The organism is Granulicella rosea (assembly GCF_900188085.1).
Lineage (GTDB): Bacteria > Acidobacteriota > Terriglobia > Terriglobales > Acidobacteriaceae > Edaphobacter > Edaphobacter rosea.
In genome coordinates, this window is sequence record NZ_FZOU01000001.1 from 1287978 (window position 1) to 1313456 (window position 25479).

General features: G+C 62.9%; 21 protein-coding genes. 10 read left to right on the top strand and 11 right to left on the bottom strand.

Annotated features, from left to right (window positions below; translation table 11 throughout):
• Nucleotides 1–62: 62 nt before the first annotated feature.
• The 4 genes from CHB87_RS05410 to CHB87_RS05425 all read left to right on the top strand — a co-directional run bounded on the left by CHB87_RS05410 (nt 63) and on the right by CHB87_RS05425 (nt 3960).
• The gene (locus tag CHB87_RS05410) at nt 63–815 is read left to right on the top strand and encodes an SDR family NAD(P)-dependent oxidoreductase (protein ID WP_089407319.1); all 753 of its coding nucleotides are present in this window, start codon (nt 63–65) and stop codon (nt 813–815) included.
• 127 nt (nt 816–942) lie between these two features.
• Nucleotides 943–1716 carry an SDR family NAD(P)-dependent oxidoreductase gene (locus tag CHB87_RS05415; protein ID WP_089407320.1) on the top strand — a complete coding sequence of 258 codons (774 nt, stop codon included), beginning with the start codon at nt 943–945 and terminating at the stop codon, nt 1714–1716.
• 44 nt (nt 1717–1760) lie between these two features.
• The gene (locus tag CHB87_RS05420) at nt 1761–3032 is read left to right on the top strand and encodes an MFS transporter (protein ID WP_176441606.1); all 1272 of its coding nucleotides are present in this window, start codon (nt 1761–1763) and stop codon (nt 3030–3032) included.
• A 13-nt stretch (nt 3033–3045) separates the two neighbouring features.
• Nucleotides 3046–3960 (top strand): polysaccharide deacetylase family protein, encoded by a 915-nt coding sequence (locus CHB87_RS05425; RefSeq protein WP_089407322.1) that lies wholly within the window; start codon nt 3046–3048, stop codon nt 3958–3960.
• A gap of 25 nt (nt 3961–3985) precedes the next feature.
• Here the strand turns inward: CHB87_RS05425 and CHB87_RS05430 are convergent, their stop codons facing one another.
• Nucleotides 3986–4609: a TetR/AcrR family transcriptional regulator gene (locus tag CHB87_RS05430; RefSeq protein ID WP_217897010.1), complete on the bottom strand. Its 624-nt coding sequence runs from the start codon at nt 4607–4609 to the stop codon at nt 3986–3988.
• Nucleotides 4610–4699: 90 nt separating this feature from the next.
• Here CHB87_RS05430 and CHB87_RS05435 point away from each other — a divergent pair, with 90 nt between their 5' ends.
• Complete coding sequence (locus CHB87_RS05435; RefSeq protein ID WP_089407324.1) at nt 4700–5569, top strand: NmrA family NAD(P)-binding protein; 870 nt, start codon at nt 4700–4702, stop codon at nt 5567–5569.
• A 128-nt stretch (nt 5570–5697) separates the two neighbouring features.
• Here the strand turns inward: CHB87_RS05435 and CHB87_RS05440 are convergent, their stop codons facing one another.
• The 6 genes from CHB87_RS05440 to CHB87_RS05465 all read right to left on the bottom strand — a co-directional run bounded on the left by CHB87_RS05440 (nt 5698) and on the right by CHB87_RS05465 (nt 15099).
• Nucleotides 5698–6567, bottom strand: a complete 870-nt coding sequence (locus CHB87_RS05440) for a hypothetical protein (RefSeq protein ID WP_089407325.1) — start codon at nt 6565–6567, stop codon at nt 5698–5700.
• 43 nt (nt 6568–6610) lie between these two features.
• The gene (locus CHB87_RS05445; RefSeq protein WP_089407326.1) at nt 6611–7594 is read right to left on the bottom strand and encodes a hypothetical protein; all 984 of its coding nucleotides are present in this window, start codon (nt 7592–7594) and stop codon (nt 6611–6613) included.
• Nucleotides 7591–8514 carry an ABC transporter ATP-binding protein gene (locus CHB87_RS05450; protein ID WP_089407327.1) on the bottom strand — a complete coding sequence of 308 codons (924 nt, stop codon included), beginning with the start codon at nt 8512–8514 and terminating at the stop codon, nt 7591–7593. Before CHB87_RS05450 ends, CHB87_RS05445 begins: the two co-directional genes overlap by 4 nt.
• Nucleotides 8514–8954 carry a GntR family transcriptional regulator gene (locus CHB87_RS05455; protein WP_089407328.1) on the bottom strand — a complete coding sequence of 147 codons (441 nt, stop codon included), beginning with the start codon at nt 8952–8954 and terminating at the stop codon, nt 8514–8516. The genes CHB87_RS05450 and CHB87_RS05455 overlap by 1 nt, the downstream gene beginning before the upstream one ends.
• A gap of 202 nt (nt 8955–9156) precedes the next feature.
• Nucleotides 9157–11877 (bottom strand): PKD domain-containing protein, encoded by a 2721-nt coding sequence (locus tag CHB87_RS22725; RefSeq protein ID WP_089407329.1) that lies wholly within the window; start codon nt 11875–11877, stop codon nt 9157–9159.
• Between the two features lie 246 nt (nt 11878–12123).
• Nucleotides 12124–15099 carry a sugar-binding domain-containing protein gene (locus CHB87_RS05465; RefSeq protein ID WP_176441607.1) on the bottom strand — a complete coding sequence of 992 codons (2976 nt, stop codon included), beginning with the start codon at nt 15097–15099 and terminating at the stop codon, nt 12124–12126.
• A gap of 194 nt (nt 15100–15293) precedes the next feature.
• Here CHB87_RS05465 and CHB87_RS05470 point away from each other — a divergent pair, with 194 nt between their 5' ends.
• Nucleotides 15294–17543, top strand: coding sequence for a polysaccharide lyase family protein (locus tag CHB87_RS05470; protein ID WP_089407331.1), 2250 nt, complete (start codon nt 15294–15296; stop codon nt 17541–17543).
• 43 nt (nt 17544–17586) lie between these two features.
• On the opposite strand, the gene CHB87_RS05475 is transcribed toward CHB87_RS05470, so the two are convergent.
• From CHB87_RS05475 to CHB87_RS05490, 4 genes are all read right to left on the bottom strand, one after another.
• Nucleotides 17587–17982: a nuclear transport factor 2 family protein gene (locus CHB87_RS05475; protein WP_089407332.1), complete on the bottom strand. Its 396-nt coding sequence runs from the start codon at nt 17980–17982 to the stop codon at nt 17587–17589.
• An 89-nt stretch (nt 17983–18071) separates the two neighbouring features.
• Entirely contained in the window at nt 18072–19208 is a 1137-nt protein-coding gene (dinB, locus tag CHB87_RS05480; RefSeq protein WP_089407333.1) for a DNA polymerase IV, read from the bottom strand.
• A 108-nt stretch (nt 19209–19316) separates the two neighbouring features.
• The gene (locus tag CHB87_RS05485) at nt 19317–20102 is read right to left on the bottom strand and encodes an L-fucose dehydrogenase (protein WP_089407334.1); all 786 of its coding nucleotides are present in this window, start codon (nt 20100–20102) and stop codon (nt 19317–19319) included.
• Nucleotides 20103–20118: 16 nt separating this feature from the next.
• The gene (locus CHB87_RS05490) at nt 20119–20940 is read right to left on the bottom strand and encodes an SDR family NAD(P)-dependent oxidoreductase (protein WP_342743542.1); all 822 of its coding nucleotides are present in this window, start codon (nt 20938–20940) and stop codon (nt 20119–20121) included.
• 176 nt (nt 20941–21116) lie between these two features.
• Here CHB87_RS05490 and CHB87_RS05495 point away from each other — a divergent pair, with 176 nt between their 5' ends.
• From CHB87_RS05495 to fucP, 4 genes are read left to right on the top strand one after another with little or no spacing between them, the layout of a single operon-like run.
• Entirely contained in the window at nt 21117–22451 is a 1335-nt protein-coding gene (locus CHB87_RS05495; protein WP_089407335.1) for an enolase C-terminal domain-like protein, read from the top strand.
• Complete coding sequence (locus CHB87_RS05500; protein ID WP_089407336.1) at nt 22448–23275, top strand: fumarylacetoacetate hydrolase family protein; 828 nt, start codon at nt 22448–22450, stop codon at nt 23273–23275. The genes CHB87_RS05495 and CHB87_RS05500 overlap by 4 nt, the downstream gene beginning before the upstream one ends.
• Before the next feature lie 15 nt (nt 23276–23290).
• Nucleotides 23291–24133: an amidohydrolase family protein gene (locus tag CHB87_RS05505; RefSeq protein ID WP_089407337.1), complete on the top strand. Its 843-nt coding sequence runs from the start codon at nt 23291–23293 to the stop codon at nt 24131–24133.
• Nucleotides 24130–25476 (top strand): L-fucose:H+ symporter permease, encoded by a 1347-nt coding sequence (gene fucP, locus CHB87_RS05510; RefSeq protein WP_089407338.1) that lies wholly within the window; start codon nt 24130–24132, stop codon nt 25474–25476. The genes CHB87_RS05505 and fucP overlap by 4 nt, the downstream gene beginning before the upstream one ends.
• Nucleotides 25477–25479: the final 3 nt, after the last annotated feature.

Sequence of the window (25479 nt, forward strand, 5' to 3'; positions counted from 1 at the left end):
ATCACGTTTTGGGCGTCACGGTCCGGACAAACTCATCCGCGGGATGCGATAGGAGAACATGCATGAAGCTCGATTTTACGGGCCAGACGGTTGCCATCGGTGGCGCCGCATCCGCCATTGGATCCGCGATTGCGAGCGCCTTTGCCGAAGCTGGCGCTCGTGTCTTCTGCGCCGATCGTGGCGCTCTTCCCACCTGGCCGTCCTTGCCTGATGGCATTGAGAAAGCGTCCGTCGATCTGGGAGAGGCGGGCGCGGTTGACGCCTGGATCGGGGACACCGAGGCAGCCACCGGCGGTCCGGTCCATATCCTCGTCAACAATGCTGGCGGCGTCGCCGGCCGGACCTCCACCTCGATCGAATCGGTGAGCGATGAGGATTGGCACAGCATCATCCACGCCAACTTGACCACGTGCTTTCATCTAAGCCGGGCGGCAGTACCGGGGATGAAAAAGGCCGGTCGCGGCGTAATCGTCCATATTGGTTCGGGCGCTTCGGAGCGCGCCTCGCTCACCGGCGTGCAGGCCTATTGCGCGGCGAAGCATGCGGTTTTGGGTCTGACGCGGCAGTTGGCGCACGAACTGGGACCGTTCGGCATACGGGTGAATTGCATTGCGCCCGGCTTCATCCCCACCAATGCGGCGACACGCCAGCAGTGGGCTGAGCTTGGCGATGCGGGCCAACAGGCTCTCATCCGGTCGATCGCGTTGCGCCGGCTGGGCCAGCCCGTTGATATTGCGAATGCCGTGCTGCTGGTCGCCTCCGATTATGCGTCCTTCATCTCCGGAGAAATCATCGGCGTGAACGGCGGTCGTTGACGGTGGAAGGCGCATACAAGCGAGGTGGAAGCCGGGGCCGGCCTGTCGCGTCCGCGACGTTTGCCGACGCCCCGAATCGAGTGTATAAACACAGAATAAGCGTGAAAATCCCCAGTGGTGGACATTGATGAGGCCGACGGAAAGATGGGCGTCTCCCAGGGTTGCCCTGGTGACTGGAGGCGCTCGCGGCATTGGGCGAATGTGCGCTCTTCGTCTGGCCGAGAAAGATTTTTCCATCGCCCTGGTCGATCTTCTGGTTCCGGAGATGGAGCAGGTCAGACAGGAGATCGAGCGTCTCGGCGGACGGGCGATCTGTCTGAAGGCTGATGTTGCGGACCATGCCCGGGCGAAGGAGGTTGTCGGCGAGGTCCAGGCGAGACTGGGAAGAGTCGATTTCCTGCTCAACGATGCAGGCAGGCCGATGCCCAAAGGCATATTGGAGATCACGGAAGACGAGTTCGATCGCACCATCGCGATCAATCTCAAGAGTTGCTTCAATTACATTCAGCCGACGGCTAAGCTTATGCTCGCTGCAGGCGAAGGGCGCATCGTCTGCATGTCGTCGCTCAACGCCTATTCCGGTGGCGTGACCGCCGCAGTCAGCCGCTTCGCATACGCCGCGGCCAAAGCGGGCATACTGGGGATGGTGCGGGCGCTCGCAAAGGAACTTGGACCTCAGATTCACATCAACGCCATCTGTCCGGGTTTGATCGCCACCGAGGTTCCCAAAAACGATGTGATCGTGGCTCGCGGAGCCGAGATTGCGGAGAATGGCATCGCTCTCAAACGAATCGGATCGACAGACGACGTGGCGCAACTGGTCACGTTCCTCGCTACGTCGGATCCTTGCTTCATCACCGGCCAGGCGTTTGTTGTGGATGGTTTTCAGTTCCAGATGTGAGGGTTATGGACAGCGAAGCGCGAGAGAAGGAGCAATCGAAGATATTGCGGCGACGGGCCATCGTCGCATGTTTCGCCGGCAATCTGTTTGAGTTGTACGACTTTGTCGTCTTCGGTTTCTTCGCCATTCAGATCGGCAAGGCCGTCTTTCCATCGCACGATCCAATCACTTCGCTCCTGGCCAGCTTTGCGACCTATGGCACCGGCTTTCTAACGCGGCCAATCGGCGCGATCGTCCTGGGAAGCTACGGCGATCGGCGAGGACGCAAGACCGCCCTTTCCCTGACCATCACCCTCATGGCGATCGCCACTGGACTGACCGGCTTCGTTCCAACGTATGCTCGCGCCGGCATCTGGTCGCCGATTCTGCTTGTTCTATTCCGACTGCTACAGGGCTTCTCCACGGGCGGCGAGTGGGGCGGCGCGACAACGTTCATGGTGGAGTACGCGCCTGCCGGACGGCGCGGTTTCTTCGGAAGTTTGCAGCAGACTAGCACCGCAGCCGCGCAGTTACTGGCGATCGGCAGCGCGCTCGCTTTGAATACCTGGATGCCAAAGGCCGCGCTGGATAGCTGGGGTTGGCGTTTGCCCTTTCTGCTGGGTTTTGTGATGGCGCCTCTAGGCTACTATCTCAGGTCAAGGGTCGCGGAGACGCCTGCATTCACCCGTAATGAAGCCGCAAGCAACTTAGTAGCCTCTCCGTTGAAGGTGGTTCTTACGGAGTATCGCCGCGAGCTCGTAACCTGCTTCGGAATAACGACCATGTGGACCGTGGGCAGTTATGTCTTCATCACCTTCATGGCGGCCTATGCGGCGCAGACCCTTCACTTATCCGCGAGCGTAGCGTTGAAGGCCGTGACCGTGGCTGTGTTGGCTAATTTATGCCTCATCCCCGTCAGCGGAACCTTGTCCGACAAGATCGGGCCAGCGCCGATCTTTCTGGCTGCGTGCGTTGGATACTTGATTTTGAGCGTACCGTTTTTCCTGTATATCGCGTCCGTCAGAACATTCGCATCGGTGGCTCTGGTCAGCCTGGTAGCCGGCGCGCTTTACGGCCTGATGAATGGCGCGGCGCCGTCCATGCTCTCCGCGCTCTTCCCAACGAACGTGCGCTATACCGCTCTGTCGGTCGGCTATAACAGTGGCGTCATGATCTTCGGCGGGTTCGCGCCCTTCATCTCGACATGGCTCGTAAAGACCACAGGTTCTCCGGCAGGACCGGGCTTTTATCCAACCCTGTGCGCCGCGATCAGTCTCTCCGCGCTTTTAGCCGGGCGGAAGACCTTGTTCAAACGCCCCGTACCCCAGCCAAAATGAGGAATCTGCTGACATGGCCGTAACCGATATCGCCTCCCAGAACCCCTGGGAGTGGAACGAAACTGTGTGGCGTCAGCTTGCGAGGCGCGTGAGCGCGGGCCCTGCGCTCGTCCCCGCGGTGTGGCCTGGCGGCGCGCCGTTTGCCGTTGCTCTCTCGTTCGACAGCGACCATGAGACCAATGAACTTAGAAACGGCGGCAAGTCGATCAACAAGCTCAGCATCGGTGAGTATGGCGCTCGTCGGGGAATTGGCCGGATCGTAGAGATCCTGGAGAAGGCCAATGTGCCGGCTACCTTCTTTGTTCCGGCCGTCTCCGCGCTGCTTCACCCGGAGCAGCAGGCGCTCGCCGTCCTCAACGGACATGAGGTTGGGATCCACGGCTGGATTCATGAATTGAATACAAAACTGCCGCCCGATGTGGAACGCGATTTGATGATGCGATCCGCGGACGTGCTCGAAAAAATCACTGGATCGCGGCCTCGCGGCGTCCGCACGGCCTCGTGGGATTTTTCCGAGGATACCCTGCGCATCGCCGAGGAGATGGGGCTTCTTTACGATAGCTCCCTGATGGCCGACGACGATTGCTACGAGTTGTTGCTCGACGGCAGACCCACGGGGGTCGTCGAAATGCCGGTCCAATGGGTGCGCGATGATGCGGTCTACTTCGGAATGGATCGATTTGCAGGCCTGCGGCCCTACACGCCGCCGCGTGGCGTCGTCGAGATCTTCCTCGAGGAACTCAAGCTGGCCTGCGAGGAGCGTGGCGTCTTCCAGTTGACGATGCACCCGCACATCATCGGCGTACGATCGCGCATCTGGATCTTGAAGGAAGTCATCGACCGCGCGAAGGAACTCGGCGCATGGTTCGGCACGCACGCCCAGATCGTCGAGTACGTCAAAGCGAATGCCGCCCAGCCAGCGGATTGAGCAGGATCTTCCGAATGAAGACCGATTACACGCCGTCGATCGTCGATCTTGTGACCGGGATCAGGTAGCGCAAGATGGCATCGCGCATCGCCCGATGCAGGCGCGTACGGCTCTGCGGCGACGCGACTGTGAACTCGTCGAGTATTCCGCGGAAGATCATCAGAGCCACCTGGCCATGATGGGACGCCTCGGAGCGCGACAGCTTCGGTCGCTCGCGACGGAGCCGAGCCGCAATGAAGTCGACGAAGGCCTGCCCAAGCAAGCGCTTATCTTCGCGGGCCGAAGGCGAGAGCGGAGCGTCGACCACGAGGGTGTGAAACTCGGGATGCCGCCGGTTGAAACTCATACACACATCGATCAATTCACCAACGGCTTCCGTGAAGCTCAGCGCGCCTTCGGGGTCGATGGCTCCTTCCGCCTCGGCCATCTCTCGCGCGTACATCGAGGCCAGAGCGCTCGCGATGGCCTCTTTATTGGGGAAAAACTGGTACAGCGTAGCCGGGGAGACGCCCGCCTCCGCGGCAATCGCATTCGTGGTGGTCTGGTGATAGCCCGATCGCCCAAAGACCACGGCGGCGGCTCGGAGAAGAGCCTGCTGGCGTTGCTCGCCTCGGGCGTTGCGCTTGCGGTTTGGATCGAAGACGGTCACAGGAAGATTCTCGCAGAAGATGGATACATAAGTAAAAACTTGCATCGTTTTTAGAATGCAAGTATCTACTTGGATAGGAGGTGAACGGACATGTTCACAGTGATGGGAATTACAGGCAACGTGGGCGGCGCGCTGGCGGAGAATCTGCTCGCAGCCGGCAAGAAGGTGCGTGGCGTGGTGCGCAATCCGGAGAAGGCGAAGGCCTGGGCCGAACGCGGCGTGGAGCTGGTGCAGTCGGCGTATGGCGACGCAGAGGGACTGGCGAAGGCATTCCTCGGATCGGAGGGCGTATTCGCGATGATTCCACCGGACTTTGCGCCGGCTCCCGGCTTCCCGGATCAGAAGCGCACCATCGCAGCGATCCGCGAAGCGCTCGTGCAGGCCAGGCCCGGCAAGGCGGTATTTCTCTCGTCCATCGGTTCGGAGCAGCCGAGTGGATTGGGGTTGATCGCGTCGACGCACCTGATGGAAGAGGCAATGCGCACGCTGCCGATTCCGGTCGCATTCCTGCGCGCCGGCAGCTTCATGGAGAACTGGCTGGGAGGGCTCGACCATCTGCGTACAAGCGGTGAGATGCCGTTCTTCTACGCGCCGCTCGAACGCAGGTTTCCGCTGGTGGCTACGCGAGACATCGGCCTGGCGGCCGCCACGGTATTGCAGGAGAGCTGGACAGGTCAGCGTGTACTCGAGGTAGACGGACCCGAGGGTGGAACCGATCTGTACGAGACGGCGACCGCGTTTGGCAAGGCGCTGGGCCGCGAGCTGAAGGCCGTGCAGCTGCCCGAGCCGGCCTGGCAAGACGTACTGGTCTCGATCGGGATGCCGGCAGACCGGACCGCGCTCTATATCGAGATGGTAAAGAGCTTCAACTCGGGCTGGATCCACTTCGGCAACGCGGGAGTGGAACGGTTTCATGGACCGACGACGATCGAGGTCTTCGCGCGGGAGTCGGTGAAGTAAGGTAGGCAAGTAGCGATTGTGGGCCGCGATACGCGCACTTTGGAATCGACCTCAGATTCCAGAGTGCGCGTTTGAGATGGGCTTCGGTGGTAGAAGGGTCAACGCCGCCAAGACGGCGTACTCCGCAATCAAAGCTCAACGGTTGCGATGAGACGACGACATCCGTATAGAACGGCGGCGGCGATGGCGAGGTGAAGTCCTATGCCGGCCCATGTGGGCTGATACTCCAGGCCCTGTCCCTTCGGCGCCCACAGCGTCGTCCACAGGAGCAGGCGCGAGCGGGTGCCGAGGCCGACGAACATGAAGGCCATGGGGCTGAAGACGAACGCGATCCAGGGCGCGAAACAAATGGTGCGCAAAGTCTTGTTGGGGCTGAGGATGAGCCAGCGTTGCGCAGCCATGAAGGCGTAGGCGCAGAGGCCGGTCGAGATGGCGGCCGCGTAGTAGCGTGCGAAGTGTACCGCCGACAACATCTGCCAGAACGACAGATGTGTGCCGAGTTTCCGCACATGCGGAGCCAGAGAAAATGAGGCCGCAAGATGCGCGAGCGCAGGCGCATGCACCAGCCATAGCCAGCCCAGCAGGATAAGGTAGCAGAGCGCGGGAATGACCGCGAGCGCAAGCGTGGCGATGAGAAGGGGAGGGAAGAGGACAGACTGTCGCAGCGTGGGACGCGTCAGCAGGAAGCGTGTATCGCCTATCGTTACAGGTCCCGATGCGCTGCCGGTCAGACCGTTGCCGCCGATGTTCATGGTGAGTCCCGTCACCACTCCCAGAGCCCCGCCCATGTAGAGGCAGATGACGGTGAAGCTGTAGAGGACAATGTGAACGTCGGCGGGGTCGGGCGGGCAGCCGCAGAAGTGATGCCAGAAGACGCCGAGGTCGGTGAAGCTCTCGGCGCTGGTCGCGGAGAAGGCCGCAAGCGTGCCCAGCATCGAGCAGACCGAGACGAAGATGAGGCGGCGGCGAAGAAGCAGAAGAGAGGGACGTAGAAGCATGTGGTGTTCCTCTGGTGCTGACGAATCGAAGGGACGGCGCGAGTCAGACTTCCATGCGATCGGAAAAGGCGCGTGCGAGTGCGATGAAAGCGAGCGATAGAGCGACCGGCACAAGGGCGAAGACGTACGGTGGCGGCGGTCCGAGGCGCATATAGATAAAGAGGTATCGGAAGAGGTGAGCGGTGCGTTCGCCAGCGAAGGCGGAGATTTGGATGAGGCCAAAACCGACTGCAAAGAATGGCAGGATGAGGAACGGCAGTGTGCGTGTGGACTTCGACCGAATCAATGGGCTGGTCGCGAGTGCAAGCGTGCCGGTGAAGAGCAGGCCGATGCTGGTGAGCACCGACAGGCAGGCTGCGGGAACCGAGGTGACCAATAGGTCGGCATACCATTGCGCGATATCGGCGTCCTCGGGGCCCAGCGCGCGGGGGATCGTCGTGGGCAGGTTGCGCCATACCTGTCCCTTCCATGCCACTAAGATAGCGAAGGCTAAGGCCATACCCAACGCCGCGCCCGCCAGCAGTCCGACGAGCGTCGGCAGCAGCTTCGACCAGAAGAGAAAGCCGATGCGGATAGGGCGCGTCCGGTAGAAGAGAGCCTCATAGCCCAGCCGGAGTGGCGCGGCGGTTGTGATGGCGCAGAGCATCACCATGGTGCTTAGAAATTGCACCGTGTGTATGCCGTTGCTCAGGAACGTATACCAGATCCACGCCGAAGGGTTGAACCACTTCGGCCCGCCCGCACCGGCGCCGAGCAGCGGCATGCAGAAGATATAAGCGAAGGCCCAACTCAGCATGGTGCCAAGCGCTGCACCCAGTTGCAACTGCTGCTTGAGAACCTTCCGTTGCGACAGGTTCAGACGATGCAGGAAGCGCAATGGCTCGGCCTCCGCGGCAGGTTGAAAGGGAAGCGACCCGGTCTCGGAGTTGGCTGCCGCTCTTCGAGCACGGAGGAGGAGCCACACTCCAGTACCCGCCATCGGCGCGATAAAGACAAGGAAAGAGAAGGCAGCCTGAAGGAAGGTCATGCGGCTGCCCCCTCGTCTTCATCCTCTTCTTCAGCCGTGCGGCAGAGCTCGATAAAGATCTCGTTCAGCGACAGAGGGCAGGACTCGAGCACCGTTGCGCCGTTGCTTGTAAGCTCCTGCGTAAAGCGCTCCGGCTCTTGCTGCAGAACGTATTGCGTGGCGTGCGCGAGCCGCTTTGTGGAGAGGATGCCAGGGTGCGTCGCGGGCAGCGCCGCACCCGTGACGATGATTCTGCGAAAGGATGCGCGGATGTCGTCAAGCGGGCCTTCGAGCAGGATGCGGCCACGATCCATGATGCCGATATGGTCGGCGATCTGTTCGATCTCCGCGAGCTGATGGGTCGAAAGAAAGATGGTGCGTCCCTCGGCGGTGCAGTCCTCGACCAGCAGGCGCAGCAGTTCGTCGAGCGCGATGGGGTCGAGGCCGGTGGTGGGTTCATCGAGGATCAACAGGCGGGAGCGTTGCGCAATGGCCGCGGCCAGCGCGGACTTTGTCTTGTTGCCCAGCGACAGCTTCATGAAGCTGGTGTCGAGCGGAAGCTCCAGGCGCCGCACAACCTTGCGCGCCAGATCGTCCGACCACGTGCCGGGATAGAAGCTTCGATTCAGCTCCAACAGCTTGCGCGGCGTAAGCCCGGCAAGCATCTTGTCCTCGGGCACGTAGCCCACTTGTTCAAGCACGCGCACACGCTCTGGATCGCGCGATGGGTTCAGCCCAAAGACGCGGATCGACCCCGAGGTCGGCTGGGCCAGCCCCATCGCCATGCGGATCGTGGTCGTCTTGCCGGAGCTGTTGCGACCCAGCAGACCATAGATGGAGCCCTCCGGCACGTTCAGCGAAAGGCCATCCACGGCGCGGATCCGCTTACTGCCAAGGCCGTAGGTTTTGACGAGAGAGTCTGTCTGGAGCGCGTAGGACATCACTGTTCTCCTTGCGGATGGTCTAAATCTGCGGCGGCCTTGCGGCGTGATTTTTCAAGCTCCTGCAGCGCGGCATCGAGCAGCTTGTGAAGGTCTTCGGCGGAGAGACGAAGCTGCGATCCTTCCACGGCAAACTGCGTGGCCAGCGGGCGCAGGCGACGGATCTTCTCCGTCTTCAGCAGAACCGCGCCGGTCGACGCCAGTGTGGCGACATAGGTTCCGCCGCCAGGCACCGTCCGAATGACGCCCTCGCGTTCGAGGTTCTGAAACGCGCGCGCCACGGTATTGGGATTGATGCGAAGCTCGGCGGCGGCCCGCCGCGTCGAAGGGAGTGGATCGCCGGCGCGAAGCAGGCCCGAGGCGATGCTCTGCTTGATCTGCTGTTCGATCTGCAGATAGACAGGAACACCCGAACTCGCGGAGACGCGCAGTGCAACCATGACTGTACTAATACAATAGTACGGTCATGGATGGCAACTCTTGCTTGGACCTCTTGGGTCGATGCGAAGCGCCTTTGGGCAATCTCGAGGCCGTGGATACTGCCGTGCGCGCCCTTGGACCTGGCGATGCGCGGGAAGTCCCTTTCGCATTGCGAAAGTCTCTTCGTGGATCGGCGTTCAATGGAGCGAGCCTTGGCGGAGGCTAGGGTTTGCTGGCGGGGTTGTTGTAGGGGGCTTGCAGGTTGGCGGCAAGCGGAGTGACGACGGGCGTGGCGGCGCCGATGAACTGCGTGACCGTGTACTGAAGCCCATTCGAAACCCAGACCGAACCCGTGGAGTCGACCGCGATCGACTGCGGATCGTTGAGGTACTCGCGCGACTGGTTCGCGTGGGAGATGGCGAGCATGGTGGCGCCGGCGGGCGACAGCTCGTAGACCGAGAGCGGCGCGCCGGAGATGTTGTAGCCGGTGGCGGCCCATACGTTGCTGGCGCCGTCGATGGCGATGGAGTAAGGGACCGGCGGCCCGCTGGTGATGCCGCTGCCGGAGAACGGCGCGCCGGTGGGGGAGAGCTTCGAGAGCGACGTCCCCGCGTTCGGGTAGTTGGCCTCCGAGTTGATGGCCCATACATTGCCCGTGTGATCGATGGCGAGCGAGGCCGGGACCGAGAGGCCGCCGCCGATAAAACCGTTAGGCGGCGAGAGCAGCGTGCCGGTGGACGAGAGCTTGACGATGCCGTTGGTCGCGGGCGAGGTCACCCAGTGGTCTCCGGAGCCGTCGATGGCGTCGGAAAAAATGTAAGGTGCATTGCCGGCGATGTAGCCCTGGCCGTTCGTGGCGCCGCCATTGAGCGTGCGGCCGAGCAGGGTGGTGGACGGGATGTAGGCCGTGCCGTCGCCGCCGATGGCTAGGTTGTACAGCGAGAGGCTCTGGGACTCGCTGCCGCCGAGATTGTAGCCTCCCGGCGGAGAGATCATGACGCCGGAGGGGTTCAGCGTGCAGTACTGCGCCGTGGAGTAGCTCTGCTCGTTGTCGTTCACGTCGTAGTACGTGCCGCCGCTGGTGGTCAGCAGGAAGACGTTATTGGACGGGTCGATGGCGATGGCGTTGGGGGTAGCGACGTTGAGAGCGTTACAGGTGGTGTCGAACCCTTGCTGGAGCACGCCGTTCGAGGAGAACTGGGTGAGATAGGGAACGGACTTGTAGTTCTGCGGGTACTGGAGAACCCATACGTTGCCGTTGCCGTCGATGGCGAGACCGGAGGTTCCGTAGCCCAGCAGTCCGTTGAAGTTCACGCCGAGGGTGAGGTCGTTTGGCGCTGCCGTGAGATGCGGGGTGAAGGGAGCGCTGGCGGCGGACTGGAGCGCGTAAAGCGCCGCGACGTTCGCGCCCTGGGCGTGCGCGATGGCGAGCGCGGCCGAAGCGGTGTCGGTGGCTTGCGTGGCGGCGAAGAGGCCGGTGCAGGCAGACGAGCCGGTGGCGGAGCTGACGCAGGCGTTCAGGATATTGGCAAGCGTATTGACGGTCGTCTGCGGCGCGACTCCGTTGGTGGTGTTGGCGACGGCTTGGCCCGAGGCCAGCGAGGCCAGGTTCGCAGCGTTGAGAAAGGCGTTGGCAATGCCGGTCTGCGCTGCCGTGGTGCTGGGCGAGGAGACGGACGCGGGAGCCGTCGCGTAACCGGAGAGGGCGTACGCAGCGGCGATGGTCGTTGCCTCGTCGATCGTGACGAGCGTGGTGTTCGTGATACCGCCGCATGCGCCGAGCGCCGCGAGCAGGCCGGTGGTGATGTTCGTATAGGCGCCCGCCGTGCCTCCGGTGGCGTACAAATAAAGCTGCTGGTGCGTGCCGCAGGTGAGGCCCGAGGGGATCGTGAAGGCGCCGGTGGCGGAGCTCAGGACGTAGGAGCCCGCGGAGTCGGTAAGGCCGGTGTTGGAGAGCAGCGATACCGAGGCCTGGCCGTAGCCCGTGGTGTTGGCGGCGAAGAGATGCACGTGCGCGCCGGAGATGGGCGTGGCCCCGCTTTGAACCGTACCGCTGAAGCTCCCGGTGGAGGCCTGCGCGGTGATGGTTGCGGAGGAGGTGACGGTGGCCGTCTCCCGATACTGCCCGGTGACCGTGAGGGTGACGACGTACGTGCCGGCTGCGGCGTAGGTGTGGGTTGGGTTGGCGACGCTCGCGTAGGAACCGTCGCCAAAGTTCCACTGGTAGGTGAAGGACGCGTCGTACGGTTCCGACACCGTGCTGGTGAAGGCGATCGCGAGTGTGGGCTTGCCGCTGTACGGGCCGTTGATGGTGACCGTGGGGCTGGGGTATGCGATGCTGGCGGTCGAGGTCGCGGAGGCCGGAATGCCGGAGGCGTTGGTGACGACAAGGGTCACGCTGTAGCCGCCCGGCTGGGTGTAGGTGTGGGTGGGGGATACGCCGGTCGCGGAGCCGCCATCGCCGAAGGTCCAGGCATAGGTGAGGGCCTGGCCCTGGGGGTCGGATGATCCCGAGCCGTTGAAGGTGATGGGCGCGCCGATGGCTCCGCTGTAGGGGCCGCCGGCGTTCGCGGTGGGAACCGTGCCGGGGAGCACGATCTTGATGGTGATCGAAGTGGAGTTCGATTGGCCGGAGGTGTTGGTCACCTTGAGGCTCACGGTGTAGCTGCCGGCCTGGGCGTAGCCCTTGAGCACCTGTGCGCCTGTGCCGGTGCTGCCGTCGCCGAAGTTCCACGCGTAGGAGAGAGTCTCGTTCTGCGGGTCCGAGGAGCCAAGGCCGGAGAAGAGGATCGGATAGCCGGGATAGGTGAGGTAGTTGTCGGCGATGATGGCCGCTTTGGGAGCGCCCGCGCCGTTGGATGGAGTAGAGGTAGAGCAGCCGGCAAGAAGGATGAGGAGAGTCGCAAAGAGGAAGGATGCGGCGGTGCGATAACGGGCGTACATGTCGGAAACCTTTTCGCGATACAGCCGCGTCTTCCTGAAGCTCCAGGCAACCACTCTGAATATCAGATACGTGTAACGACCGGCAAAGTCTCACGGTACTAACACGAACAGATTCGAAGTGATGCGCTCCTCCACGACTAAATCTCGGCGAGCGAGCGCCCCATGAGGGCGGCACAGGATTTCAAAGGCTGTGTATGCGCAGTTCAGGGCGCGAAGCATGTCACCTGCTTGCGCCGAAGGTCCGGCTTATTCATGCGGCTTCTGCTGGATCTGTCCCGGATCGATCAGATCCGTGCTGGGCCGGGAGTCCGGCTTCACATAGGCGCCGGGGTTGTAGCGCTCCGGTATCCACTTGTCGAAGTCCACCGCGCCGACCTGTTCCGCGGGCGCGAAGGCAGGAGAGGCCATGTAGCTGAGAATCGAGTGGAGGAGCGTTGGGCCGCCGGGCCGCTTGTCCACGCCCTCGCCGGCCAGGTCGAAGCTGGTCGCCATCAGCTTGCCGGGGCCGACAGTGCACTCGAACAGCATCGCAAGCCGGAGGTTGCGGTTCCAGTCGTCGATCGGCTGTACGACCGGCTGCAGGGCATGCGGCAGATGCGTGATATTCATCGCGGTAGTCCCGGGTAAAAGGTCGACCCACTGCCAATCGCAATGTTCTTCGGTCGGGAAGGACGCGAGCGCAGGGTGCTTGGCGTCGTTCAGCAGACCCAGCATCCAAGTCCGTCCCGGATTCATCAGGCGATTCCAGAAGATCGGTACGGTGGAGAGACCGAGGTCGGGAACTGGCTTCTCCGGAGCTCCGGAGAGGAACAGCACCTTGCCGCCGGTGGCGAGCTTCGCCTTGGCCTCGACCCATGACGCGGTGACCGTGACTCCATCGGGCGCCGCCGTCTCCACCTTCGCCGGATAGACCCAGATGGGCCAATCGTTGTGAAAGGACGTGCCCCGCAGCTCCAGGACCAGACGGTAGTGCGCCGGGGCAGGCAGGCTGGAAAGGTCCACGGTGATCCTGCCCATGACGATGCCCTTCCCGCGCGGTATCTCGCGTGGCGGAAGCGTGCCGGAGACGACGGGCTTGCCCTGCTCGTTCACGAGCGCCCAGGCGAGCGTTGCCGAAGGCAGCGGCTTCGGACCGTAGTGGGATAGCTCGATGTCTGCGGCCAGGGTCTGACCGGACGTAAACGTGCGGTCCCGAAAGCGCGCCAGCGGAACGGTCGTGTTGTTGTACCGGCGAAACTCCGCCGGCAGAACATATCCCTTCGACTCCCAGAAGGCGTCGAGCAGCCCGATCAGGGCGCCGCCCTGGCCGAGGTAGTCGTGCAGGTCCAGCAGCTCGTAGCCGGAGGAACTCGGAGTTCTCAGGGCCGCTTCGATCTCCTCCTTGTAGCAGGCCACCTGAAAGCGCCCGGAGGCGTGCGCCAGCTGCTTGTTCTTTTTCAGCAGCCCGCTCGCCTCGGCGGAGTCACGCATGATGATGTAGTTGCCGGGGTGCATATACGGCTCGCGCCCCGTGCCTTTGCCCTCCAGAAAGACCGTGTATGGCCCCTTGCCGTTGAACTTGTCGATGACGGCGAAGTCGGGATACGCACACCACTGGCCGATCTCGTGGCCGATGGTCGGGATGGGAATGCTCTTCAGCGCGGCCTCGGCATCGGAGCCGAACCAACCCTTCGGCCCGCGGCCCAGAGGCGTCACCAGAAAGTCCGAGGCGTACGGATGTCCCGCTCCTCCCGGCGGCGGCGCTGGCCGCCCGACGCCGTCTGCGTAAAGCCTCCGCGGATCGGCTTTGCGCATCTCCTCGTCCCATACCGGCAGTTGCTCAGGATAGTGCCCCGCCGGTTCGTTCGTCGCGGCAAGCATCACCAGCGATGGATGATTGCCATACGCCTTCAGCAGTCGCGCGGACTCATCGCGCAACACGTCCAGCATCTTCCTCTCCGGATCGAAGGAGTTCCACATGCCGCACTCCGGCTGCAGGTAGAAGCCCAGCTCGTCGGCTGCGGTGAACGCGGCCTCCGGCGGACACCAGGAGTGAAAGCGCATCCCGTTCAATCCCCATTCTTTGCACGTGCCGAGGATGCGCTTCCATGTCGCCACCTCGGTCGAGGGATAGCCGGTCAGCGGAAAGCCTCCGCCGTCGTGCGTCGAACGGAAGAAGAATAGATCTCCGTTCAGCAGGATGTTCTTTCCGTCCGCTTTGATCTCGCGCATGCCGAAGGTGATCTCGCGGCGGTCGCCGGCGGACTGGCCTGTGAGTTCCACCGTAAGGCGTTGCAGGATAGGGGTGAACTCCGACCACGGCTCGGCACTCGGCATGGGCACGTCGAGCGTCGCGTCGCCGCCATCCCGGCTCCAGCTCACGGGCGTGGACACGCCACCAGCGGAGACTGTTCCTGAGCCGGCCTCTCCCGTCAGATTTCCAATCTTCACCCTGACCTGCACCGACTTACCGGCAAGGTTCGGATACGCCTGCGCATCGTCGATCCACACAGGCGAGGTTACGCTCAGCTCGATGCGGCCCACGATTCCGTTCCATGTGCTGCCCTCGCCGTCCGAGACGCTGTGTCCGTCGAACCGATACGGCGGGTTCAGCATGGAATTGTCGATCTTGATCGTCAGGCGATGCTTGCCCGGCGTCAGGATGCCGAGGTCGTAGTCGTGAGGCGCGACCAGCGAGCGGCACGAGCCGACCTGCCGGTCATCCACGAACGCGGTCGTCTGCCAGCGTGTGCGCTCCAGATGCAGCGCCACGCGTTTGCCCTTCCAGGCCGCGGGAATCTCCACATCGCGCTGATACCAGGCGACGCCGAGATAGTGCCGGACAGGCTGCGAGAGATAGGGAACCTCCACATGGCCGGGCTGGGTGTAGCGTGCGTACTGCGGCAGCTTGTACCAGGCCATGTCGCGTGGCAGCGCAGCGATGAACTTCGTCTCCGCCGCGATCTCATCGCCGTATCCCTGCGTCTGCAGGATTCCCGGCAGGGCGATGTGCGTATCGGCGGCAAGGTCTTTCGCGAACCATGACGCCGATGTGCCGGCGTCGTCGCGATCCAGCGCAAACCTCCACTGTCCGGCGAGCGAGACCGCTCCGGGGCCTGCCGGGATGACGGGTGCGGGAGCGCCATAGAGCAGGGTGCGTGTCGTGGCGTGCGCTGCCGCGGCGCCGGTAAGTGCGAGAAATCCCCGCCGCGTGAGGCGATTCGTGCTGGACGTGCGAGTCATGGAGCGCTCCGGAGATAGCTTTGTGGCGAACGCCGTTCGTTCCACGGTGGAAATGATTTCAAGCGAAAGATAGGTTCGCTGTGATATCTCTGTCAAGCGGTGGCCAGCGAGACGGTCCGGCGTCACGAATCTTTTACTCGCTGGCATGCGTCTTCTCCACGAAAGCTCTGGCGCATGCGCCATCTGGAGTTTGTATGAAGTTGGTCCGGCTTCTTCGCCCCTCGCTCCTTTTGCTCTTCCTCGTCTCTTCGATCCTGTCGGCCCGCGCGCAGGCGCCGGTGACGGTCGTCGATCATGGCCGCACGTGGACGCTGGATAACGGCATCGTCAAGGCGACGATCGCCAAGGACAACGGCTCCATGCCGTCGCTGGTCTATCGCGGCGTCGAGATCATGGCCGCCAGTGGAGGAACGTGGGAGCACAACCCGCAGGGCGCGCCGGTGCTGACGAACACCGTTACCATCGACCCGGCCGGCAACGGCGGCGCGCGCGCCGAGGTGTCGATCAAGGGCATCAGCAACGGCACGTTCATGATGACGAAGGGCGCGCCCGGCGGCGGCACGCTGTGCGATATCGAGCTGCGCTACTCGCTGGGCCGTGGCGACAGCGGCATCTATGTCTACTCGATCCTGAGCCACCCGGCCAGCTATCCTGCCGCGGGCGTGGGCGCGGAGGACCGTTACATCACGCGGCTCAACCAGCAGTTCGACTGGATCACGGTCGACAAGGACCGCAACATGCTGGAGGCCGCGCCGACCGATTGGGGAACCGGCGTCGTCGTCCACGCCAAAGAGCAGCGCATCATGTCCAAGGGCGTCTACAAGAACTCGGTTGAGCACAAGTACAGCTACTCCGGCATGCAGTACCGCACGCCCGCCTACGGTTGGTCGAGCACGAAGAATCACATCGGCGCGTGGTTCATCAACCCGACGACCGAGTATCTCTCGGGTGGCCCGACGCGCATCGACCTCGACGCGCACTTCGGCGACAACGGCAACCCAGAGCCGATCATCCTCGACTATTGGCACAGCGGCCACTACAACGGCACGCGTGCGAATCTGGCCGCTGGCGAGGCATGGACCAAGGTCATCGGCCCCATCTTCGTCTACGTGAACTCGCTCGATGCGCCGAAGCCGACGAGTCGGCAGGAGCTGGATACGCTGGCGGCGACCGCCGGCAATCCCACCGTGCCCGCCAGTTGGTCGGCCAATGCCAACGCGCTGTGGCAGGACGCGCTTGCACAGGCGAAGAGAGAGTATGCGAAGTGGCCGTTCGACTGGGTCCACGGCGTGGACTACACCCCGCTGGCGCAGCGCGGCGCCGTCACGGGGCAGATCGTGCTCGACGATCCGCTGGCGCCCAGGGGCGCGTCGCTGAGGCTGCCGCATCTCACCGTCGGGCTGACCCATGCCGATATCGATCCGGCCACGATTCCGCGACCCACGCGCCGGCCGTTCGACGGCCCATCGAACACCGGCCCATCGAACGCAGGACCAGGCCAGCAGAGACGTCAGGGCGGACCGTTCGAGCTGCCGCCGGATGCAGGCAGTTGGATCCACGACGCACGCTTCTACCAGTTCTTCAGCGATGGCACGGATGACGGTCGGTTCGTGATCGCCAAGGTTCGCCCCGGCACGTACACGCTGCGCGCCACGGCTGACGGAGTGCTCGGCGACTTCGTCCAGGCGGACATCACCGTCGAGGCAGGGAAGACCGTCGACCTCGGCAAGCTCGTCTGGAAGCCGGTTCGCTACGGCAGGCAGCTCTGGGAGATCGGCTATCCCGACCGCGCCGCCGACGAGTTCTTCAAGGGTGACGGCGACAACTACTGGCTCTGGGGCTGGAACCTGCGCTACGCGCTACTCTTCCCACATGACGTGACCTACACCGTCGGCAAGAGCGATCCGCACAAGGACTGGTTCTTCGAGGAGGTTCCCCATGCGACCGATCTTTCGTTCGTGAACCCGAGTGCGAAAGATCCGGCGAATCAGCGCTTCGGCTGGGTCAAAGCGGAGTCGCTCGCGCAGTATCCGCAGACCGATCAGCGTGGACCGTGGGCCGTATACGGCAAGGGACGCGAGACGAACTGGACCATCAAGTTCAACGTCGCAGGGAAGCTGCACGGAACCGCCGCGCTGCGTGTCGCGCTGGCGGGCGTGAACGGCATGCGAAGCGGCCTGCCTGTTTCGCTCAACGGTCAGCCAATCGGCGCGATCGGCGACGGAGGCCAGCCGGCGAACCTGCGCCTTATCAACACGGACGCGATCCGCTACAACACCGACAAGGGGCTATGGCAGCAACGTACTCTGAAGTTCGACGCCGATCTTCTGAAGCCCGGCGAAAATACCCTCACCTTCACCGTGCCCGCCGGAGAGGTAAGCACGGGCGTCGTCTGGGACTATCTTCGCCTGGAGATCGACGACGCGGCCATGCCACAGCCGTGATCGGGATGCGGCATGGCCGATTACGGCGAAGCATCCTCTGCAATCAGGATCGATGTGCGAATGCAGCAGACGGGCCGGCGGATGCATCGGCCTCTTCGCCAAGATCCATCGCAGCGATCAGACCGCCGTGCAAGGTGAATATGTGGAGAACCTCGCCGTCCGCGAGAAGCTCTCCTGCAAGACTCTTGACGACTTGATGCACCCTCACGTGGAACCTGCCTCCGTCCGCCTCGGTGATGGCAAGCGGTTCGACATGAGGATCGAACTCGCTCCACTGCCGAGTCCAATAGGCGCGAATCTCCTCTTTCCCGATCACCTTGCCGCCTTCGGACGCCCTGGGCCAACTGACGTCTTCCGCCATCAGCGCAAGCGCGTCGCCGATGTCTCGCCTGTTGAATGCGGAATACGCCTGCTCGATCACGGTCTTGGTCTCTGCCATGCATCCCCCTGGATGCGACTGCCGGTTACTCGATCTCATGAGCCGGCCAGTCTGCATCGTTGCTCATGAGCTTAGCAAAAAATCGGCTCTCATCCTGCGGCGCCGCTGTCCACGCATTGCGCAGTGTCCTCAAGGAAGAGCGGCGACTTCGGTTCCGCCTCAGCCTGGAAGTTGCTGAGGCCCACGCCGACCAGGCGGAAGAGCTGTTCAGGCTTCAGTTCCACACGCTCGCGCAGAGCGAGCGCGACGGCCGTAAACTCCTCGACCGAAGTAGGCATCAGCGGTGGGGTCAGACTTCGGGTGAGCGTATAGAACTCCTTTGTCTTGAGCTTCAGCACGACGGTGCGGGCCATCCTGGCATTCTGGCGCGAGGCGGTCCAGACTTTTTCGGCCAGCTTTCGCAGCAGCGGCTCGGTCTCCGCCAGCGGAAGATCGGCCTCGAACGTGTCCTCGGCGGAGATCGATTTGCTCGACCGATTCGACACGACAGGGCTGTGGTCGATGCCGCGCGCGAGTTCGTAAAGACGGCGGCCATACCGGCCAAAATGCCCTTCGAGCGCCGGCATCTCCATGGCGTGAATGTCTCCGACCGTCTTGATGCCGACTTGGGCCATGCGGCTTTCGGTGACCTTGCCCACGCCGGGAATGCGGCCGACGGGGAGCGGCATGAGAAACGCCTGCACCTCATGCGGCTGAACCACGAACTGCCCGTTCGGCTTTCGCCAGTCGGACGCGATCTTTGCCAGAAATTTGTTCGGCGCCACGCCGGCAGAGGCGGTGAGATGCAACTCTTCCCATATCTGTTCTCGGATTCTCTTCGCGACGCGCGTTGCGGTCGGCAGCCCCAGCTTGTTCTCGGTGACATCGAGATATGCCTCGTCGAGCGACAGCGGTTCGATCAGATCCGTATGCCTCTGGAATATCTCGCGAACCCCCTGCGAAGCGGCCTTGTAGCGGGTGAAGTCGGGAGGCACGAAGATCGCCTCCGGGCACAGACGCTCGGCCGTCACCGCCGGCATGGCCGAGCGAACGCCGAAGCGCCTCGCCTCGTAAGAAGCCGCGCAGACGACGGACCGCTTTCCCTTCCACGCAACGACCACCGGCCTTCCGCGTAGCCCTGGATCGTCGCGTTGCTCCACCGAGGCATAGAAGGCGTCCATATCCACATGCACGATCTTGCGGGCGAGCGCTCCGAATCTCTGCCCGGCCTCTTCGATCTCCGTCATAGAAACTTTCGTTCCTGCTTTTGGAATGGACATCTCTGCATCCGATTCTAAGCGAATGAATGGCGAAAATCGAAATAAAGATTTTATGTGGATTTCTTCGGCGGGCGGCTATGTGAGTGACCGGTCGAGATGGGTGTAGCCGCCGTCGACCACCATATGTTGCGCGGTCGTGTGGCCGGATTTGGCAGAGGAGAGCAGGAAGACCGTCATCGCGGCGATCTCCGCGCCTTCGGTCATGCGGCGGCCGAGCGGAATCCGGTCGGTGATATGGCGGAGCGTTGTCTCGGGATCATCCGTCGAGTCGAGCCACCGGCGGTAAAGAGGGGTCATCACCTCCGCGGGCAGAACGCTGTTGACGCGGATGCCAAAGGGAAGCAGCTCGGCGGCCCACTCGCGGGTGAGCGCGAGCTGTGCGCCCTTGGCCGCGGCGTAGGCGGAGGTTCCGCCCTGGCCGGTCAGCGCGACCTTGGAGCTGATGTTTACGATGGAGCCGCGCGACTCCTTGAGCAGCGGCAGGGCATAGTGGGCCATCGCATAGTAGTGGACGAGGTTCCTCTTCAGGCTCGTCAGGAAACGGCCTGGGTCGCCGCCTTCGAGGCCGATGCCGTCGTTGGCGCCGGCATTGTTCACCAGCCCGTCGATCCGTCGATGGCGCGCGGCGACAGACTCGACGGCGGCGCGGCACGCTTCGGGATCTTCGAGGTCGGCTTCGAAGAAGTCGCACGCGGCGTTCGTGGCCGCCATCTCGGCGAGGAAGTTTTGCACGTTCTGCGACCGGCGGCTGATGACGACCACGGTCGCTCCCTCAGCGAGGCAGGCGCGTGTGACGGCTTCGCCGATGCCGGCGCCGCCGCCCGTGACGAGGATGACGCGATCTCTGAGTCCAAGGTCCAAGACAAACTCCCGCGGCTTAGCGAAGGTTGAAGTAGCCGCCATCGATAGGGTAGTCGCACCCGGTAAGGAACGACGCTTCATCGGAGCAGAGATAGAGCGCGAGCTGCGCGATCTCGGCGGGTTGACCCATGCGGCCGATGGGTTGCGAGGCGGCAAGAGTCTTCATCTTCTCCGCCTCCTGGCCGGGATAGTTCTTCTTGAGAAAGCCATCGACGAACGGCGTATGAACGCGCGCCGGAGAGATACAGTTGCAGCGGATACCCTGCTCGATGTAGTCCTTCGCGACCGAGAGCGTCATGGAGAGGACGGCGCCCTTGGTCATCGAATAAGCGAAGCGGTCCGCGAGGCCGCGGGTCGCGGCGATGGACGCCATGTTGAGGATGACGCCGCCGCCCTGTGCAAGCATGCCGGGAAGCGCGGCTTGCATGCACAGGAACGTCCCACGGACATTGACGTGGTAGAGCCGGTCGAAGTCTGCGGCGGTCGTCGAGGCGAGGTTGCCGACATGCGCGATGCCGGCGCAGTTGATGAGCAGCGAGGCAGCCGGCGCAATGCGGGCGAAGGCATCGGCGACCGAAGCCTCGTCGGCCACGTTGCATCCGATGCCCGTGGCGTTTCGGCCAATAGAAGCGGCGGCTTCGATCGCTTTGGCCTCGTCGAGATCCAGAAGGACGACTTCAGCGCCCTGTGCGGCAAATGTTTGTGCGATGGCCAGGCCGATGCCGCTGGCGGCGCCGGTGACGACGGCGCGCTTCTTATCGAGGGAAAACAAGGGAACCTCCCACGGCGCCGAGGATGGGCCGAGATGGTTGTACTTGCGCGCGGCAAGCGATGTCAAATTTGAAAATATAATTGCATGTGTAAAATGGCCTTGTCCGGGTTGGGGTCCTGAATTTTCCGGTGCAATTTGTTTTTCATTGACGAAAAATGTAGAGGCTCTCTACAATTCCGGTTGCGGCAACGGAGCGGCGTTTCCACGGTTTGTCCACCAGTTGATCTCTTTGCGAGGAACGATTGAAAGCTACGACTATTACCGGCGCACGCGTGATCGATCTGCGCTTTCCGACCTCGCTGCACCATATCGGGTCCGATGCGGTGAACAAGGATCCCGATTACTCGGCCGCGTATTGCATCCTCGAGACCGATGGCGAACTGGAGGGGCATGGACTTACCTTTACGCTTGGACGCGGGACGGAGCTCTGCGTCGCGGCGCTCGAATACCTGACGAAGTTTGTGGTGGGCCGCACGCTCGATTCGATCGCCAAAGACCTGAATGCCTTCTACCTGGAGGTGACGGGCGACACGCAGTTTCGCTGGCTTGGGCCGGAGAAGGGCGTGATTCATCTCGCCTGCGGAGCGCTCATCAACGCGGTCTGGGATCTGTATGCGAAGGCGGAAGACAAGCCCGTGTGGAAGCTGCTGGCCGACATGACGCCGGAGCAGATCGTCGCCGCGGTGGACTTCCGCTACATCGCCGACGCACTCTCGCCGGCGGAGGCGCTGGAGCTTCTGCGCCGCGGAAAGGCAGGACAGGCGGAGCGGCTGGCGCGGCTCGAGAGCGAAGGATACCCGGCCTATACGACCTCGGCCGGTTGGTTCGGGTTCAGCGACGAGAAGATTCGAAGGCTCTGCCATGAGGGGCTGGCGGACGGTTGGACGAAGTTCAAGCTGAAGGTGGGCGGAGACGCGGCCGACGATCTGCGGCGCGGACGCATCGTGCGCGAGGAGATCGGCTGGAAGAATCGCATGATGGTCGACGCCAACCAGCGTTGGGGCGTGGAAGAGGCGATTGCACGAACCCGGCAGCTCGCCGAGTTGCAGCCCTGGTGGATGGAGGAGCCGACCAGTCCGGACGACATTCTCGGCCACGCCCGCATCCGGCGCGAGGTAAGACCGGTGAGGATCGCGACGGGCGAGCACTGCCAGAACGCGGTCATGTTCAAGCAGTTGCTGCAGGCCGAGGCGATCGACGTCTGCCAGATCGACAGTTGCCGCGTGGCCGGCGTGAACGAGAATCTGGCGATCCTGCTGATGGCGGCGAAGTTCGGCGTCCCGGTATGTCCGCATGCGGGCGGCGTCGGGCTGTGCGAGTATGTGCAGCATCTTTCGATCTTCGACTTCCTCGGCGTCTCGTGCACCTTGGAAGACCGCGTGATCGAGTACGTAGACCATCTGCACGAGCACTTTCGCGATCCCGTCAAGATTCGGCGCGGGCACTATCTTGTCCCGCGCATGGCGGGTTATAGTTGCGAGATTCTGCCGGAGTCGCTCGCGGAGTTCGCGTATCCGGGGGGAAGCGTCTGGCGAAAGATGTCGGAAGAGAAACGGTTGGCAGGGGTGTCGCAATGAAGTTTGTTTCGTATGTAAGGAATGGCGCGGCGGGCTCGGGCGTGCTCGAAGGCGATGTAATTCGAGTGATCGAGCAGAAGGGAGTCGATGCGCTGCTGGCGTACCTGCGCAGCGGAGCGAAGGCGCCGCCCTTCACAGGGGAGACGGTCGAGCTGAAGGACGTGTCGCTGACCGCGCCGCTGATGAATCCGCCGCGCATCTTTGGCATTGGTTTGAACTACCGGGAGCACGCGGCGGAGTCGAAGATGACCGTGCAGAAGGTGCCGACCGTCTTCCTTAAGCTGTCGTCTTCGATCACCGGGCCGGACAGCGATGTGCTGCTGCCGCCGAATGCGACCGAGCCGGACTACGAGGCGGAGCTTGCGGTTGTGATCGGCAAGCCGGGACACAAGATCGCCGCCGGGGATTGGGAGCAGTATGTCTTCGGCTACACGATCGTGAACGATGTGAGCGCACGCGGCGTGCAGCTCGCGACGTCGCAGTGGAACCTGGGCAAGAGCTTTCCGACGTTCACGCCGATGGGACCGTGGATTGTGTCGAGCGATGAAGTGAAGGACGCCCATGCGCTGGGCATCAGCCTGACGCTGTCGGGCGAGACGATGCAGTCGGCAAACACGCGTGACCTGATCTTCCGCATACCGCAGTTGATCGAGTACATCTCCAGCATCCTGCCGCTTGAGGCGGGCGACGTCATCAGCACGGGTACGCCTCCAGGCGTCGGACTGGGACGGACGCCTAGGCGTTGGTTGCAGGATGGCGAAGAGATGGTCATCGCGATCGAGAGCATCGGCGAGCTGCGGAACCGCACACGAGCGGTGGAATAGCGGACTGGCGTGAGCATGCTCCGCATCGACGCGCACCATCATCTCTGGCGGTACGACGCGCGGGAGTTCGCGTGGTTGAACGAGGATATGGCCGCCTTGCGAAGGGACTTCCTCACCGCTGAGCTGGAGGATGTTCTCGCGACTGCGGGGGTGCAGGCGGCTGTCGCGGTGCAGGCGAGGCAATCCGTCCTGGAGACGAAGTTCCTGCTGCAGTGCGCACGGGAGAGTGCGGCGATATGCGCCGTCGTGGGTTGGGCGCCGCTGCGGTCGGCGAACCTTGGCGCCATGCTGGAGGAGTTTGCCGATGAGACAAAGCTCGTGGGTCTGCGGGAGATCGTGCAAGATCAACTCAGGGGGTTTCTGGAGGACGAGGCTTTCAACCGTGGTGTGCGTGAACTGACGGCGCGAGGTCTGACCTACGATCTGTTGATCTACGACAACCAGTTGGACGAGGCGACACGGTTTGTGCGGCGGCATCCGAACCAGCGTTTCGTGCTGGACCATGCTGCAAAGCCGAGGATTGCGAAGGGCGAGCTGGAGCCATGGCGCACGCGGCTGAAGGAGCTGGCGCGTGCGGAGAATGTCCGGTGCAAGCTGTCGGGGTTGGCGACGGAGGCGGATCGGTCCGCATGGCGCGCCGAGGATCTGCAGCCCTATCTGGATGTCTGTGTCGAGGCCTTTGGTACGCAACGCCTGATGGCTGGGTCGGACTGGCCGGTGTGCCTCGTGGCGACCGGCTACGCACCGTGGTGGGCTCTGCTGGACAGCTTCTTCGCCGGATTCTCGACCGACGAGCGGCAGGATGTGTTTGCGAAGAGCGCGATGGCGTTCTACGGGATCGAAGGAGCGCAGGCGTGAACCTGACCACACGAGGGACGAGTAACCGGGAATTCAGCAGCGAGGCGCCGCTCTTTCGCGAAGGATTCGCCGTTGTCTTCGTGCTGGTGATCGCGCTGTTCTTCCTCTGGGGCATGTCGAACAACCTGACCGACATCCTGGTGCAGCAGTTCAAGAAGTCGTTCGAGCTCTCGCCGTTTCAGGCGCAACTGGTGCAGACGGCGGTGTTCCTGGGTTACTTCACCATGTCTCTGCCGATGGCGATCGCGATGCGTCGTTGGGGTTATAAAGTCGGCATGTTGTGCGGGCTGGCGGTGTTCGGCGTGGGGACGCTGATGTTCTGGCCCGCGGCTGTGCTCGATACCTACGGCTTGATGCTGACGGCTCTCTTCCTGATCGGCTGCGGCTCGGCGATGCTCGAGACGGCGGCGAATCCGTTCATCGCGGAGGCTGGTCCGGCCGAGACTTCGGAGCGGCGATTGAACTTCGCGCAGGCCTTCAACCCCGCCGGGGCGATCGCGGGGATCCTGGTGGGCACATGGTTTATCTTCTCGGGCGTGGAGCTTGCCCCGGACCGAGTGACCGAGATGAAGGCGCAGGGAACCTATGCGGCTTACCTTCATGGCGAGTTGATGCGCGTCGTGCCGCCTTATGTCGCGCTGGGGATTGTGGTGTTGCTGCTGGGCGCGGTCCTAGCCACGAAGCGGTTGCCCTCGGGTGGAACGATCACCGTCGCGAACGTCGAGATCGATGACGAGACGGTCCTGTCGCAGCTTGCCGCGCTGCTGAAGATGGGCAGCGTGAGAGCGGCGGTGCTGGCGCAGTTCTGCTACTGCGGCGCGCAGGTAGGCACGTGGTCGGCGTTCATCCCGTACATGAAGCAGTACACCCATGTGACCGAGCGCGGCGCCGGATTATTGTTGACCGGCAACCTGATCGCGCTGACCTGCGGACGCTTTCTTTCGACCGCGTTGATGCGCTGGATCGCTCCGACCGCCATGATGGCCGTCTACGCAGTGGTGAATCTTGGACTGATCCTCATAGCTGTATGGAGGCCCGGAACATCAGGCGTCGCGGCGCTGGTGGCGACAAGCTTCTTCATGTCGATCATGTTCCCAACCATCTTTGCGTTGGGGCTGAAGGGACTGGGCAAGAGGACGAAGATCGGCGGGTCGTTGATCGTGATGTCCGTGGTGGGTGGGGCGATTGTGCCGCCGCTGCTGGGTCTGGTGGCGCGTCTGGAAGGCAGTTACGCGATGGGCTACATCGTCGTTGCGTCCTGCTATGTTGTGGTTGCTGCGTATGCGCTTCGCGTGCGTCGTCGCGCGAAGCTGGCTAAGGTCGCGGTCCAGGCTGTGCTCTAGCTG